The organism is Cupriavidus sp. HPC(L) (assembly GCF_000307735.3).
Taxonomy (GTDB): Bacteria; Pseudomonadota; Gammaproteobacteria; order Burkholderiales; family Burkholderiaceae; genus Cupriavidus.
The window spans coordinates 16,274-31,302 of sequence record NZ_AMPR02000212.1; the positions used below are offsets into that span (position 1 = coordinate 16,274).

11 protein-coding genes are annotated in these 15,029 nt (G+C 67.5%); 9 read left to right on the forward strand and 2 right to left on the reverse strand.

The genetic code is table 11. From position 1 onward, the window contains the following. Positions 1 to 44 precede the first annotated feature (44 nt). On the reverse strand, positions 45 to 1,487 hold the full coding sequence (locus B551_RS13150; RefSeq protein WP_052511362.1) for an FAD-binding oxidoreductase: 1,443 nt from the start codon (positions 1,485 to 1,487) through the stop codon (positions 45 to 47). Between the two features lie 62 nt (positions 1,488 to 1,549). After that, positions 1,550 to 3,145 carry a PLP-dependent aminotransferase family protein gene (locus B551_RS13155; protein WP_023264269.1) on the reverse strand — a complete coding sequence of 532 codons (1,596 nt, stop codon included), beginning with the start codon at positions 3,143 to 3,145 and terminating at the stop codon, positions 1,550 to 1,552. A 135-nt stretch (positions 3,146 to 3,280) separates the two neighbouring features. Between B551_RS13155 and B551_RS13160 the strand changes: the two genes are divergently transcribed. From B551_RS13160 to B551_RS13200, 9 genes are all read left to right on the forward strand, one after another. Then, positions 3,281 to 4,600 (forward strand): ArgE/DapE family deacylase, encoded by a 1,320-nt coding sequence (locus tag B551_RS13160; protein ID WP_006577173.1) that lies wholly within the window; start codon positions 3,281 to 3,283, stop codon positions 4,598 to 4,600. Between the two features lie 144 nt (positions 4,601 to 4,744). Beyond that, positions 4,745 to 6,349, forward strand: coding sequence for an ABC transporter substrate-binding protein (locus B551_RS13165; RefSeq protein ID WP_006577172.1), 1,605 nt, complete (start codon positions 4,745 to 4,747; stop codon positions 6,347 to 6,349). Positions 6,350 to 6,437: 88 nt separating this feature from the next. Beyond that, the gene (locus B551_RS13170) at positions 6,438 to 7,442 is read left to right on the forward strand and encodes an ABC transporter permease (RefSeq protein ID WP_006577171.1); all 1,005 of its coding nucleotides are present in this window, start codon (positions 6,438 to 6,440) and stop codon (positions 7,440 to 7,442) included. Beyond that, entirely contained in the window at positions 7,439 to 8,278 is an 840-nt protein-coding gene (locus B551_RS13175; RefSeq protein ID WP_006577170.1) for an ABC transporter permease, read from the forward strand. The genes B551_RS13170 and B551_RS13175 overlap by 4 nt, the downstream gene beginning before the upstream one ends. An 11-nt stretch (positions 8,279 to 8,289) precedes the next feature. Beyond that, the gene (locus B551_RS13180; protein ID WP_006577169.1) at positions 8,290 to 9,954 is read left to right on the forward strand and encodes an ABC transporter ATP-binding protein; all 1,665 of its coding nucleotides are present in this window, start codon (positions 8,290 to 8,292) and stop codon (positions 9,952 to 9,954) included. Positions 9,955 to 10,033: 79 nt separating this feature from the next. Then, entirely contained in the window at positions 10,034 to 11,296 is a 1,263-nt protein-coding gene (locus tag B551_RS13185; protein ID WP_006577168.1) for a 4-aminobutyrate--2-oxoglutarate transaminase, read from the forward strand. A 34-nt stretch (positions 11,297 to 11,330) separates the two neighbouring features. Continuing rightward, positions 11,331 to 12,788, forward strand: a complete 1,458-nt coding sequence (gene gabD, locus B551_RS13190) for an NADP-dependent succinate-semialdehyde dehydrogenase (protein ID WP_006577167.1) — start codon at positions 11,331 to 11,333, stop codon at positions 12,786 to 12,788. A gap of 52 nt (positions 12,789 to 12,840) precedes the next feature. Next, complete coding sequence (locus B551_RS13195; RefSeq protein ID WP_023264271.1) at positions 12,841 to 13,179, forward strand: cupin domain-containing protein; 339 nt, start codon at positions 12,841 to 12,843, stop codon at positions 13,177 to 13,179. After that, positions 13,176 to 14,918 (forward strand): thiamine pyrophosphate-binding protein, encoded by a 1,743-nt coding sequence (locus tag B551_RS13200; protein ID WP_023264272.1) that lies wholly within the window; start codon positions 13,176 to 13,178, stop codon positions 14,916 to 14,918. Before B551_RS13195 ends, B551_RS13200 begins: the two co-directional genes overlap by 4 nt. Positions 14,919 to 15,029 lie beyond the last annotated feature (111 nt).

The following is a 15,029-nucleotide window of genomic DNA, read 5'->3' on the forward strand; positions in this document are numbered from 1 at the left end:
TCGGGCAGCGCCATGTCGTTTCACATGGCGCGCCCCCGGACCATTCACTCGAGATCGACGACCCGGCCCGGGCACAGGATATGGTGCGGGTCGAGCGTCCGCTTCAGCAGGCGCATGACCGCCAGTTCCTCGGGCGTGCGCGAGCATCCGAGGAACGGCTTCTTGTGCGTGCCGATGCCGTGTTCGGCCGAGATGCTGCCGCCGAATTCCTGCACGACGCGATAGACCACTTCGCTGATCTCGTACTCCGGAAAGTCGGGCAGCGCAACGTTGGGCAGATAGACGCTGACATGCAGATTGCTGTCGCCGACGTGGCCGAAGTTCACCAGCTCGGCCTCGGACCATCGGTCCAGCACGGCGGCGCGCAAGGCCTGCGCAAACTCGCCGATGCGGCCGATCGGCAGGCTGACGTCGAACGCGGCGTTGGGCGCCCACATCACCGGAAACTCGGCGACGGCGTCGCGCAACTGCCAGAAGCTCTGCGCCTCCTTGTCGCTGGCCGCGACCGCGGCGTCCTGGATCAGCCCCGCGTCCATCGCGGTCTCCAGCATCGACTCGAAGGCGGGCGCATCCTGGCCGGCGTCGTCGCCCTGCAGGTCGAGCAGCACGTAGAACGGGTGGCCGGCCGGCAGCGGCGCACGCACGCCCGACACGCGCGTCGTCACCAGCTCGTAGAAGTCGGCCCACATCACCTCGAATGCGGACAGCCGGCCAGCCAGCTTGCGCTGCGCATGGCGCAGCAGTTGCACGACGTCCTCGTAGCGGGACAAGGCGCACAGCGCGGTCTGCGTACTGGCGGGCAGCGGCGCCAGCTTCAGCACGGCGCGCGTGATCACGCCGAGCGTCCCTTCGCTGCCGATGAACAGCTGGCGCAGGTCGTAGCCGGCGTTGTTCTTCAGCATCTTGTTCAGCGACGTCAGCACGGTGCCGTCGGCCAGCACCGCTTCGAGTCCCAGCACCTGATCGCGCATCATGCCGTAGCGGATCACGCGATTGCCGCCGGCGTTGGTCGCGATATTGCCGCCGATCTGGCAGCTGCCGCGCGCGCCCAGGTCCACCGGCAGCAGCCAGTCCGCCGCGCGCGCCGCTTCCTGCGCGGCCTGCAGCGTGGTGCCGGCCATCACGGTCATCGTGCCGGCCTGGCCGTCGATCTCCTCGACACCGCGCATCCGCTCGAGCGACAGCACCAGTTCGCCGCCTGCCGGCGTCGCGGCGCCGGCCAGTCCCGTCAGGCCGCCCTGCGGCACGACGGCTTGCCGGTGGCGATGGCAGATCGCCAGCACCGCGGACACCTCGGCCGTATTGCGCGGCCGCGCCACCGCGATCGGCGGCACCGGATCGAGCGGGGCGTACCAGTCCTTGCGGAAGCGCGTTTCGATGTCGTCGCCGGTCTGCAGGCCGGCGGGATCGAGCGCGGCGGCCAGTTCGGACAGCAGGGCGTCGCGGTTCACCGCCGCGGATCGGGTTTGGGTGCTGGAGCTTGCCATGAACGAGTCTTGTAGCGGGTTCGAAGGGGTAGGAAAAAAGGGCGAGACAATCCGGGGCGCGATCAGGCGCCGCTCCACGCCTCGCGGTTGATCTTCACCGCCGACTCGCGTCGCGGTTCCTGCTTGCGGGCCAGATGCTCCATCGCCGGTTCGATGACCTCGGCGAGCTTGCGGAACGCCGGCCCGATCTCTTCCTCGGGCACGCAGGCATAGCCCATCAGCAGTCCCTGCCGCGCCTGCGTCTCGTCGCAGTAATAGCGCGACAGCGGCCGCGCGCTCAGCCCCTGCGTGCGTGCCGCCATGCTGATGCCGAGATCGTCCGCGCCGGGCGGCAGATGCATGACCAGGTGCAGCCCGGCCTCGTGCGTCGACGTGGGCCAGTCAGCGCCGAAGCGTTCGGCGATCGCCTCGCGCAGCAGGCTTTGCCGCTGCGCATAGCGCAGGCGCATGCGCCGGATGTGCGTGGCGTAGTGGCCCTCCTCGATGAAGTCGGCCAGGACCGCCTGCTGGATCAGCTGGCCTTCGCGGAACAGCTCGGACAACCCTGTCGCGAAATGCGGGGCCAGCGGTTTGGGCAACACCATGAAGCCCATGCGGATGCCGGGAAACAGCGTCTTGGAGAACGTGCCCATGTAGATCGCGCGATCGTGCTCGTCGAGCCCTTGCAGCGAAGCGAGCGGGCGGCCCTCGAAGCGGAATTCGCTGTCGTAGTCGTCCTCGACGATCCAGACGCCGCGCTGGCGCGCGTATTCGAGCAGCATGCGCCGGCGCGACAGGCTCATCACGGTGCCGAGCGGGTACTGATGCGACGGCGTCGCGAAGATGAAGCGCGGCGGATTCTGCAGCGTGGCCGCGTCCGGCGCGATGCCCTCGCCATCGACCGGCACCGGGATCGGCTCCACGCCCGAGTTCGACAGCAGGCTGCGCGTGCCCCAGTAGCCCGGGTCTTCCATCCACGCCTTGTCGCCGGGGTCGGCCAGCAGGCGCGCGATCAGGTCGATCGCCTGATGGATGCCGGTCGTCATGATGATCTGTTCGGCATCGCACCGTACACCGCGCGCCAGGCGCAGATGCTCCGCGAGGACGCGGCGCAGCGGCAGATAGCCGCCGTTATGCGCATAGGTCAGCAGTTCGGGACGCGGCTCGCGCCAATGCTTGTTCAGTAGCCGCGTCCACACCGCGCGCGGAAACAGCGAGACGTCAGGCACCCCCGCCATGAACGCACCCCATTGGCGATCGGACGCACCGGCATGCGACACCAGATGCTGGCCTCGGCGCGACAGCGCAAAGCGGTTCGGGTTTTGCTGCGCTGCGGGCACGGTGATGGTGCCATTGGCGGCGCCAACCTTGTGCAATGCACTATGGTCGGGAAATGTGTGCGACACAAAGGTGCCACTTCCAGTCGACGCCGTGACATAGCCCTCGGCCAACAACTGCTCGTAGGCGTACAGCACGGTGTTGCGCGACACCCCAACCTCTTTCGCCAGCATTCGCGAGGCGGGCAGCTTGCAGCCCGCGGGGATCGTACCGGCAAGGATTTCCTGCCGAATGATCTGATAGACCTGCCGGTTCATGTGCGTACCGGCCTTGTCGGCGCTGCCGTCCGTCGGCCGTTCCAGCCGTTGCAGCAGCAGCTCGGACAGAATGGACTCTTTCAAAATGGCTCCAGCAAAAGCGGCAAATATGGACCTATCTATGGTGCCAACTGTGCGCTAATTTCCCACCCATCGCGCGCCGGTGCAAGCAGTTTTCACATCGGCGAGCCTCGCAGCCCGGTGTTCCAAGGAGCCCTCATGCAAGATTCGGCAAGCCAACTCAGTACCACCGACATCGCCGGCGCCGTGCGCTCGCTGTTGCCCTATATGGTCGAGACGCTGTCGGGCTTCGTCGCGGCCGCCAGCCCCTCCGGGCAGGAGCAGCCCGCGGCGGAATTCATCGAGGCGGCCTTGCGCGATCTGGGACTCGCATCGGAGCGCATCGAGCTGCGCGCCGATGCCATCAGGCATCTGCCGCTGTTCTCGCCTCCGTGCTGTCCGGACGGCGGCCGCTACAACCTGCTGGCCACGCATCGGCCTGCCGCGAAGGGCGGCCGCTCGGTATTGTTCAACGGCCATCTCGACGTGGTGCCCACCGGCCCCGAATCGATGTGGCGCAATCCGCCGTACACGCCGGTGGTCGAGGACGGCTGGCTCTATGGCCGCGGCTCGGGCGACATGAAGGCGGGCATCGTCTGTGCGCTGGCCGCGTTCAAGGCGCTGCGCGCGCTGGGCGTGCAGCCGGCCGGTGCGGTCGGATTCAACGCGGTGCTCGAGGAAGAGAACACTGGCAACGGCGCGCTGGCCACCGTGGCGGCGCTGCGCAGCGCGGTGGGCGCCGGCAAGCTGGCCGCCTTCGATACCGTGATCATTCCCGAGCCGCTCGGCGAGGGGCTGATGAGCGCGCAGGTGGGCGTCTACTGGATGTTCATCGAACTGACCGGAAAGCCGGCCCACGCGGCCTACATGACCTCGGGCGTCAATCCGGTCGAGGCGGGCGTCGCGGTGATGGAAGACCTGCGCGAGCTCGAGGCCGAATGGAACCGGCCGGAGAACCGCCCGCCGGTGTACCGAGAACATGCCCACCCGATCAACTTCAACCTCGGGCAGATCCACGGCGGCGAATGGAATTCGTCGGTGCCGTGCACCTGCACGCTGGGCGTGCGCATCGGCTTCTATCCGCATATGGACATCGACGAGACCAAGGCCATCGTCGAGGCGCGCATCCGCGCCACCGTCGCGCGGCTGGAGAGCAATCTCGAACTGAATATCCGCTACGAGGGCTTTCATGCGCCGGGCTGCGAGTTCGATCTCGACGTGCCCAGCATGCAGGCGCTGGCCGAGGCCCATCGCAAGGTCCACGGCGAGCCGGTCAAGCGCGAGGCCACCACCGCGACCACCGATGCGCGCCATTTCCGCCTGATGCTCGATACCCCGGTGACGTGCTATGGGCCCATCGCCCGCAACATCCACGGCATCGACGAATCCGTGTCGCTCGACAGCATGGTGCGGGTGACCACCACGTTGGCGCAGTTCCTGCACGACTGGTGCGGTGTGGAGCCGATTGCCAGGGCATGACGCCGGCCATGCGCCCTGTCACGGCGTGACGGGACGCGATCCATGCAAAGCAGTGCCTCAGTTTGCGCTTCAGTTTGCGCCTCAGTTTGCGACTCCGTAGGTGCCATCAGTACCCGCTGTTCACAACGACAAGGAAACGAGCCGATGAAACGAGTTACGACGCGCTTTCAACAGCGCCTGGCTTCGCTGGCGATCGCGGCGGCAGGCCTGTCCCTGTTGCCCCTGGCGCTGCCGGCCGGCAACGCCGCCGCCCAGACCACCGGCGGCACGCTGTCCGGCATCGTGCAGCCCGAGCCGCCGATCCTGGTCAGCGCCCTCAATTCGCAGGCGCCGACGCAGTACATTGCCGGCAAGATCTATCAGGGCCTGCTGACCTACACGCCGGATCTGAAGCCGCAGCCCGAGCTGGCCAAGTCGTGGAAGATCTCGCCCGACGGCCTGACCTATACCTTCGAGCTGCAGAGCGGCGTCAAGTGGCACGACGGCAAGCCGTTCACCTCGGCCGACGTGGTGTTCTCGATCGACAAGCTGCTGCGCGAGGTCCATGTGCGCACGCGTGCCGTGCTGAACAAGTACATGGCGTCGATCCGCGCGGTCAACGACACCACGGTCGAAATCAAGCTGAAGGAACCGTTCCCGCCGTTCATCTCGATGTTCGAGACCGGCACCATGCCGATGATGCCAAGGCATCTGTACGAGGGCACCGACTACCGCAACAACCCGGCCAACCAGAAACCGGTCGGCACCGGCCCCTTCATGTTCAAGGAGTGGAAGAAGGGCGCCTATATCAAGCTGGCCAAGAACCCGAACTACTGGAAGAAGGGCAAGCCATATCTGGACGAGCTCGTCTTCTACGTGATTCCCGATTCGGCCTCCCGCGCGGTGGCGTTCGAGAAGGGCGACGTACAGGTGCTGCGCGGCGGCGATGTCGACAACGTCGACGTCAAGCGCCTGCGCGCGCTGCCCAACGTGGAATACACCACCAAGGGCTGGGAGCTGTTCTCGCCGATGGCCAGCATGCTGATGAACCAGCGCAAGCCGCCGTTCGACAACGTCAAGGTCCGCCAGGCGGTGATGCATGCGCTGAACCGCAAGATGATCGTCAACAACATCTTCTTCGGCATGGGCAAGCCGGCGGTCAGCCCGTTCGCGTCGACCACGCTGTTCTTCGACAAGAACATGCCGAGCATGGACTTCAACCTGAAGAAGGCGCGCGACCTGATCAAGGAGTCGGGCGTCAATGTCGGCCAGTACCCGATCAAGATCCTGGCGACCTCGTACGGGGCCAACTGGGATCGGCTGGACGAGTACACCAAGCAGATGCTCGAGCAGCTGGGCTTCAAGGTCAGCATCGAATCGGCGGACGCAGGCACCTGGGCGGCGCGTGTCAGCAACTGGGACTTCGACCTCACCACCACCTACACCTACCAGTACGGCGATCCGGCGCTGGGCGTCGAACGGCTGTACGTCGCGCGCAATATCGTCAAGGGCACGCCGTTCGCCAACGTGCAGGGCTACAACAATCCGAAGGCCGACGAGCTGTGGGCCAAGGCGGGCGCGACCATGGACCCGGCCGAGCGTCAGAAGCTCTACAGCGAGGTGCAGCGGATCCTGGTCAACGACGTCGCCAACGCCAACCTGTTCGAGCTGGAGTTCCCGACGCTCTACCGCAAGAACGTGAAGAACCTGGTGACCACGGCGATCGGCCTGAACGAGTCGTTCGACAACGTCTCGATCGAGAAGAACTGAGCCACCGGCCCTGTCTTCTCCCCTCTCCCGCCTGCGGGAGAGGGGCGGGGGAGAGGGTGACCGCCACCACGAAGTCGTGGAGCCTGCCGTGAATTTCCTTTCCTTCCTGATTTCCCGTCTTGGCAAGGCCATCGTGGTCGTGCTCGGCGTGGTCATCATCAACTTCTTCCTGATCCGCCTGGCGCCCGGCGATCCCGCCACCGTGATGGCGGGCGAGGCCGGCGCCGGCGATGCCGCGTTCGTCGGCCAGCTGCGCGAGCAGTTCGGCCTCGACAAGCCGCTGCTGACGCAGCTTGGCATCTATCTGAAGGGCGTGGCCCAGCTCGACCTGGGCTACTCGTACCGCAACCATCTGCCGGTGCTGGACCTGATCCTCGACCGCCTGCCGGCCACCTTCCTGCTGATGAGCGGTGCCTTCGTCTTCTCGATCGTGCTGGGCGTGCTGCTCGGCGTGATCGCCGCGCGCACTCGCTACGAGAACCGCCGCCGCTGGATCGACAGCGCGGTGATGTCGGGTGCGCTGCTGCTGTATGCGACGCCGCTGTTCTGGCTGTCGCTGATGGCGATCATCCTGTTCTCGGTGGTGCTGGGCTGGCTGCCGGCCTTCGGCATGGAGACCATCGGTGCAGGCTACACCGGCATGGCGCGCGTCAAGGACGTGGCGTTGCACATGATCCTGCCGACGATCTCGCTGGGCTGCTTCTTCATGGCGGTCTATGTGCGCCTGACCCGCGCCTCGATGCTGGAGGTGATGGGCATGGACTACGTCAAGACCGCGCGCGCCAAGGGTGTGCCGGCCAGCCGGGTGATCCGCGTGCACGTGCTGCGCAACGCGCTGCTGCCGGTGATCACCTTCGCCGGCATCCAGCTCGGCCAGATGGCCGGCGGCGCGGTGCTGACCGAGACGGTGTTCTCGTGGCCCGGCATCGGACGCCTGATGTTCGACGCGCTGCTGCAGCGCGACTACCAGCTGCTGCTGGGCATCTTCTTCGTGACGTCGGCCCTCGTCGTCTTCTTCAACCTGCTGACCGACGTGCTCTATCGCTTCATCGATCCGCGCATCTCGGTCGGCGGCAAGGGAGCCACCGCATGAAAGCCTTCCTGCAACGCTATTGCCGCAACTACGGCGCGGTGATCGGTGCGCTGGTGCTGCTCGCCGTGATCGCCTTCGCGCTGTTCGCTCCGGTGCTGTACGAAGATTCGCCGTGGCTGATGGTGGCCGATCCGCTGGTGCAGCCGTTCGCCGATCCGGCCTATCCGTTCGGCACCGACATGCTGGGCCGCGACATCACCGCGGGGATGCTGTACGGCGCGCGCGTGTCGCTGCTGGTCGGCGTGATCTCCACCGCGGTGGCGCTGCTGTTCGGCATCCTGATCGGCGCGGTGGCCGGCTACTGCGGCGGCCGCATCGACGACGCGCTGATGCGCTTTACCGAGTTCTTCCAGACCATTCCGCAGCTGGCGATGGCGGTGGTGATCGTCGCGATCTTCAATCCGTCGATCTATTCGATCGTCGGCGCCATTTCGGTGGTGTCCTGGCCGCCGGTCGCGCGCCTGGTGCGCAGCGAATTCCTGTCGCTGAAGCAGCGCGAATTCGTGCAGGCCGCCGTGGTCATCGGCCAGAAGCCGCTGCGCATCATCGCCACGCAGATCCTGCCCAATGCGATGTCGCCGATCATCGTGTCGGCCTCCTTCATGGTCGCCACCGCCATCCTGACCGAGTCGGCGCTGTCCTTCCTTGGCCTGGGCGACCGCAACATGATGAGCTGGGGCTTCATGATCGGCGCCGCCCGCACGATGATCCGCGAAGCCTGGTGGATGAGCGTGTGGCCCGGCGTGGCGATCCTGCTGACGGTGCTGTCCATCAACCTGATCGGAGAAGGCTTGAACGACGCCATGAATCCGCAGCTGCGCCGCCGCGGCGAATGAGGGAGCGAGCCATGTCCGTTCAATCGATGCCGCACTCCAATAGCCAGTCAGCCGCGGCGCCGCTGCTGTCGATCCGCGACCTGACCATTGCCTTGCCCAGCGGCGGCGACCGGCCCTACGCGGTGCGCGACGTTTCCTACGACCTGCACGCCGGCGAGATCCTCTGCATCGTCGGCGAATCCGGCTCGGGCAAGTCGATGAGCGCCAACGCCATCATGGGTTTGCTGCCGCCGTACCTGAAGCCGCAGAGCGGCCGCATCCTGTTCCGCGGCAAGGACCTGCTCGCGCAGGACGAAGCCACCTTGCTCGCGATGCGCGGCAAGGACATGGCGATGGTGTTCCAGGAGCCGCTGTCCGCGCTCAATCCGGTGATGACGGTCGGCGACCAGATCGCCGAGGTCATGCGCGTGCACCACGCCTATCCCGGCGAGGCGCGCATGCGCCGCGTGCTGGACCTGCTCGACTTCGTCGGCTTGCCCGATCCCGCGACGCTGGTGCACAGCTACCCGTTCCGGCTGTCGGGCGGGCAGCGGCAGCGCGTGGTGATCGCGATGGCGCTGGCGCTCGAGCCCGCGCTGCTGATCGCGGACGAGCCAACCACCGCGCTCGACGTCACCACGCAGGCGCAGATCCTGGCGCTGATCAAGCGGATCCAGGCCGAAAAGGGCATGGGCGTGATGTTCGTGACCCACGACTTCGGCGTAGTGGCGGAGATTGCCGACCGGGTCGCCGTGATGGAGAAGGGCGTGCTGGTCGAGATGGGCAGCGCACAGCAGGTGCTGAACCACCCGCAGCATCCCTATACGCGCCGGCTGATCGGCGCGGTGCCGCACGGCCGCTGCGGCGAAGCCGACGGCCAGGCGGCGGAGACGGTGCTGGACGTGCGCGACTTGCGCAAGACCTATGTGTCCGGCGGCGGCCTGTTCTCGCGCAAGCGCGTGGTGCATGCGGTCGACGGCGTCAGCTTTACCGTGCGGCGCGGCGAGACGCTGGGCATCGTCGGCGAGTCGGGCTCGGGCAAGTCGACCATCGGCAAATGCCTGCTGCGGCTGACCGACATCGACGGCGGCACCTTGCTGTTCCAGGGCCAGGACATCGCGCGGATGCCCGAACGACGCTTCCGCGCGCTGCGCAAGGATGTGCAGATGATCTTCCAGGACCCGTTCGCCTCGCTCAATCCGCGCCATACCGTGGGCCGGATCGTCAGCGACGGGCCGATCGCCAATGGCGTGCCGCGCCAGCAGGCGGAGGCCCGCGCGCGCGAACTGCTGCAGCTGGTCGGGCTGGAGGACTCGGCGTTCGATCGCTATCCGAACCAGTTCTCCGGCGGGCAGCGCCAGCGCATCGGCATTGCGCGCGCGCTGGCGCTCGAGCCGAAGCTGCTGGTGGCCGACGAATCCGTGTCCGCGCTCGACGTCTCGGTGCAGGCGCAGGTGCTGGAGTTGCTGGCCACGCTGCAGAAGCGGCTCGACATCGGCCTGATCTTCATCACGCACGACCTGCGCGTGGCGGCGCAGATCTGCCACCACGTGATCGTGATGCACAAGGGCAAGGTGGTCGAGTCGGGGCCGCCGGCCCAGATCTTCGACGCGCCGCGCCACGACTACACGCAGCGCCTGATCGCGGCGATCCCCGGCAAGGAGTGGGATCCGAAGGCGATCCGCGCCGCCGCCTGACAACGCATTGGCCCGGCCGGCAAGCCCCTATTTCCGGATGCCGTCCGTGCGCCCAACCCGAAGCCCCATGGAGAACACGATGAAGAACGCCGAACTGGTCCGCCGCAAGGATGCCGCCACGCCCCGTGGCGTGGGTGTGATGTGCAATTTCTACGCCGAGCGGGCCGAGAATTCGGAGATCTGGGATGTCGAAGGCCGCCGCTTCATCGACTTCGCGGCCGGCATCGCGGTGCTGAACACCGGCCATCGGCACCCGCGCCTGGTCGCCGCGGTGCAGAAGCAGCTGGAACGCTTCACGCATACCGCTTACCAGATCGTGCCCTATGCCAGCTATATCGAGCTGGCCGAGAAGATCAACCAGCGCGCGCCGGGCCAGTGGGCCAAGAAGACCGCGTTCTTCACCACCGGTGCCGAGGCGGTCGAGAATGCCGTCAAGATCGCGCGTGCCGCCACCGGGCGCCCCGCGGTGATCGCGTTCTCGGGCGGCTTTCACGGCCGCACGATGATGGGCATGGCGCTGACCGGCAAGGTCGTGCCGTACAAGGTCGGCTTCGGCCCGTTCCCGGGCGAGGTCTATCACGCGCCGTATCCGTGCGAGCTGCACGGCGTGTCGGTCGACGACTCGCTGAAGGCGCTGCAGGTCCTGTTCAAGGCGGACGTCGATCCGAAGCGCGTGGCCGCCATCATCTTCGAGCCGGTGCAGGGCGAGGGCGGCTTCAACGTCGCGCCCGCCGCCTTCGTCAAGGCGCTGCGCGCGCTCTGCGACGAGCACGGCATCCTGCTGATCGCCGACGAAGTGCAGACCGGTTTCGGCCGCACCGGCAAGCTGTTTGCGATGGAGCATTACGGCGTGGCCCCGGATCTCACCACGATGGCCAAGAGCCTGGCCGGCGGCATGCCGCTGTCGGCGGTGTGCGGCCGCGCCGAGATCATGGATGCGCCGGCGCCGGGCGGGCTCGGCGGCACCTATGCCGGCAATCCGCTGTCCGTCGCCTCCGCACTCGCGGTGCTCGAGGTGCTGGAAGAGGAAAACCTGATCGCGCGCGGCGCCGCGCTCGGCGAACGGCTGATGGATCGGCTGCGCAGCCTGCGTCCGAGCGTGCCGCAGATCGCGCAGGTGCGCGGGCTCGGCGCGATGGTGGCGGTCGAGTTCCAGCAGGCCGACGGCAGCCCCGATGCGGAGTTCACGCGCGAGGTGCAGAACCGCGCGCTGCAGAAGGGGCTGCTGCTGCTGTCGTGCGGCGTGCACGGCAACGTGATCCGCTTCCTGTTCCCGCTGACGATCCCGGATGCGGTGATGGACGAGGGGCTGGACATCCTGGCCGACGTGCTGGCCCGCTGATCGACATCCGCCGCCCATTTTCCCGGAGCCTTTGATGCAATTGAACGATACCGGCCTGCTGCGTGCGCAGGCCCTGGTTGGCGGCGCCTGGATCGACGCCGACCGCGGCGAGTCCTTCGTCGTCACGAATCCCGCCACCGGTGCGCCGATCGGCAAGGTGCCGATGATGGGCGCCGCCGAGACGCGGCGCGCCATCGAGGCCGCACGCGTCGCGCAGATCGACTGGCGGCGCCGTACCGCGCGCGAGCGCAGCCAGATCCTGCGCAAGTGGCATGAGCTGATGCTGGCGCACGCCGACGATCTCGCGCTGCTGATGACCACCGAGCAGGGCAAGCCGCTGGCCGAGGCCAGGGGCGAGGTGGCCTACGCCGCCTCGTTCCTCGAGTGGTTTGCCGAGGAAGGCAAGCGCGTCTGCGGCGACGTGCTGGCCTCGCCAATGGCGGACCGCCGGCTGGTCGTAGTCAAGGAACCGGTCGGCGTCTGCGCGGCCATCACGCCATGGAACTTCCCGCTGGCGATGATCACGCGCAAGGTCGGCCCTGCGCTGGCGGCCGGCTGCACGATGGTGCTCAAGCCGGCCGAGGATACGCCGCTGTCGGCGCTGGCCCTCGCGGTGCTGGCCGAGCGCGCCGGCGTGCCGGCGGGCGTGTTCAGCGTGGTGACCGGCGACGCGGTCGCGATCGGCGGCGAGCTGACCGCCAATCCGGTGGTGCGCAAGCTGACCTTCACCGGCTCGACCGAGGTCGGCCGCATCCTGATGCGCCAGTCCGCCGACACCATCAAGAAGCTGTCGCTCGAGCTCGGCGGCAACGCCCCGTTCATCGTGTTCGACGATGCGGACCTCGACGCGGCGGTGGAGGGCGCCATTGCCTCGAAGTATCGCAACGCCGGACAAACGTGCGTCTGCGCGAACCGGCTCTACGTCCACGACAAGGTCTATGACGCCTTCGCCCGCAAGCTGGTGGCCGCGGTCGCGCAGCTCAAGGTCGGCAATGGCGTCGAACCGGGCGTGCTGCAGGGGCCGCTGATCAACGAGGATGCGGTCGCCAAGGTCGAATCGCATATTGCCGATGCGCTGGACAAGGGCGCGCGCGTGCTGGCCGGCGGCAAGCGCCATCCGATCGGCGGCACCTTCTTCGAGCCGACCGTGCTGGCCGACGTGACACCGGCGATGCGCGTGGCGAAGGAGGAAACGTTCGGCCCGCTGGCGCCGCTGTTCCGCTTCCATACCGACGACGAGGTGGTCGGCATGGCCAACGACACCGAATTTGGCCTGGCCTCGTACTTCTACAGCCGCGATATCGGCCGGATCTGGCGCGTTGCCGAAGCGCTGGAGTACGGCATGGTCGGCATCAACACCGGCCTGATCTCGAACGAGGTCGCGCCGTTCGGCGGGGTCAAGCAGTCGGGCCTGGGCCGCGAGGGTTCGCGATACGGCATCGAGGACTATCTCGAGATCAAGTACCTGTGCATGGGCGGCATCGACCGCTGAGAGCCGATAGCCGACAGCCGCCGCACCACCGAACCCCAATGCGAGCCCCAACATGAGCAGACCCCAGGCAGTGCCGACCGTGCAGGTCGACAACGAGCGCGTGATCGTTACCGAATGGCGCTTCGCGCCCGGCGCCGAAACGGGCTTTCACCGGCACGGCTACGACTACGTGGTGGTGCCGATGACGACCGGCCCGCTGCTGTTGCAGACGCCGCAGGGCGAGGTCACCAGCCAGCTGGTGGCGGGACGCGCGTACGCGCGGCCCGCGGGCGTCGAGCACAACGTGATCAACGCGCACGACGGCGAATGCGTGTTCGTCGAGATCGAAATCAAGGCGACGGCGGGCGCGGGATCGCCGTCGTGCACGGCAGCGCACGGAGCCAATCCATGACCAAAGCATCCACGCACAACCGCGCAGTAGACGGCCAATCGCTGCGCGAGCGCAATGGCGGCCAGATCCTGGTGCAGCAACTGCGCATCCACGGCGCCAAGCGCGTGTTCCTGGTGCCCGGCGAAAGCTACCTGCCGTGCATCGACGCGCTCTACGACCATCAGGACGCGATCGACCCGGTGGTCTGCCGACAGGAGAGCGGCGCGGGCTATATGGCCGAGGCCTACGGCAAGCTGACCGGCGAGCCGGGCATCTGCTTCGTGACCCGCGGCCCCGGCGCGACCAATGCCAGCATCGCGGTGCACACCGCCTATCAGGACTCGACGCCGATGATCCTGTTCGTCGGCCAGGTCGGCAACGACTTCATCGAGCGGGAGGCGTTCCAGGAGATCGACTATCGCCGCATGTTCGGCGAGATGGCAAAGTGGGTCGCGCAGATCGACCGCACCGACCGTATCCCGGAGTTCATCGCGCGCGCCTTTGCGGTGGCGACCAGCGGCCGGCCCGGGCCTGTGGTGCTGGCGCTGCCGGAGGATACGCTGTGGGGCAAGGCCACGGTGGCCGATCTGCCGCGCTACCAGCGCGCGTATGCGGCGCCAACGCCGGCCGCAGTGGCGTCGCTGGGCACGCTGCTGGCGCAGGCGCAGCGGCCGTTCCTGCTGGTCGGCGGCTCCGGCTGGACGCCGCAAGCGATGCGCCAGCTCGAAGGCTTCGCCGAGCGCTTCGCCTTGCCGGTCGGCGCGGCCTGGCGCCGGCTCGAATGCTTCGACAACCATCATCCGAATTTCGCCGGCCATGTCGGCTGGGGCATGGGCGAGGCGCTGCGCGCGCGCATTCGCGATGCCGACCTGCTGATCGCGGTCGGTACGCGGATGGGCGAGGCGACCACCGAGATCTACACGCTGGTGGAGAGTCCGCTGCCGCGCCAGCGGCTGGTCCATGTCTATCCCGACGCCAACGAGCTCGGGCGCGTATTCCAGCCCGCGCTGCCGATCGTCGCCGACGTCGTGTCGTTCGCGCAGGCCGTCGACACGCTGGAGCCGGCGGCCGAACCGGCGTGGGCCGGCCAGACCCGCGCGGCGCGCGGCGACTACCTGCGGCAGCAGGAGCCGGCATCCGCGCCCGGTCCGCTGAACCTGAATGCCGTCGCCTGCCATGTGCGCGACCACGTGCCCCCTGACGCCTGCATCACGGCCGGGGCCGGCAACTACGCGCTGTTTGCGCATGCCTACCACCGCTTCCAGGGCGTCGGCACCAGCCTCGCGCCGACGGTGGGATCGATGGGGTACGGGCTGCCGGCCGCGATCTCGGCCAAGCTCGAATATCCGGACCGCACCGTGGTCTGCTACGCCGGCGACGGCTGCTTCCAGATGAACCTGCAGGAGCTGGGCGTGGCGATGCAATACCGGCTCGGCATCGTCGTGCTGGTTTTCAACAACGGCATGTGGGGTACCATCCGCGCGCACCAGGAACGCGAATTCCCCGGCCGCACCATCGCGCTCGGCTTCGACAATCCGGATTTCAGCGAGCTGGTGCGCGCCTATCGCGGCCACGGCGAAGTGGTGCAAAGCGACGCCGAATTCGGCCCGGCGTTTGCGCGGGCGCTCGAATTCGCCAATACGCAGCGTCTGCCCGCGCTTCTCGAACTGCGCTACGACCCCGACGGCATCGCGCCCGGCATGACGTTGTCGCAGATTCGGGCGGCAGCGCTGGCGCGGCAGGCGGACGCCGCCGCCTGAACGCGGCGCGCCGCGCGCGCCACCCACGACCGCTGCTCGACAACCCACACCTACGATATGCGTGCTTTCTTCTCGGATGCCCAGTTGCTCCATCAGCCCCGCCAGTTCATG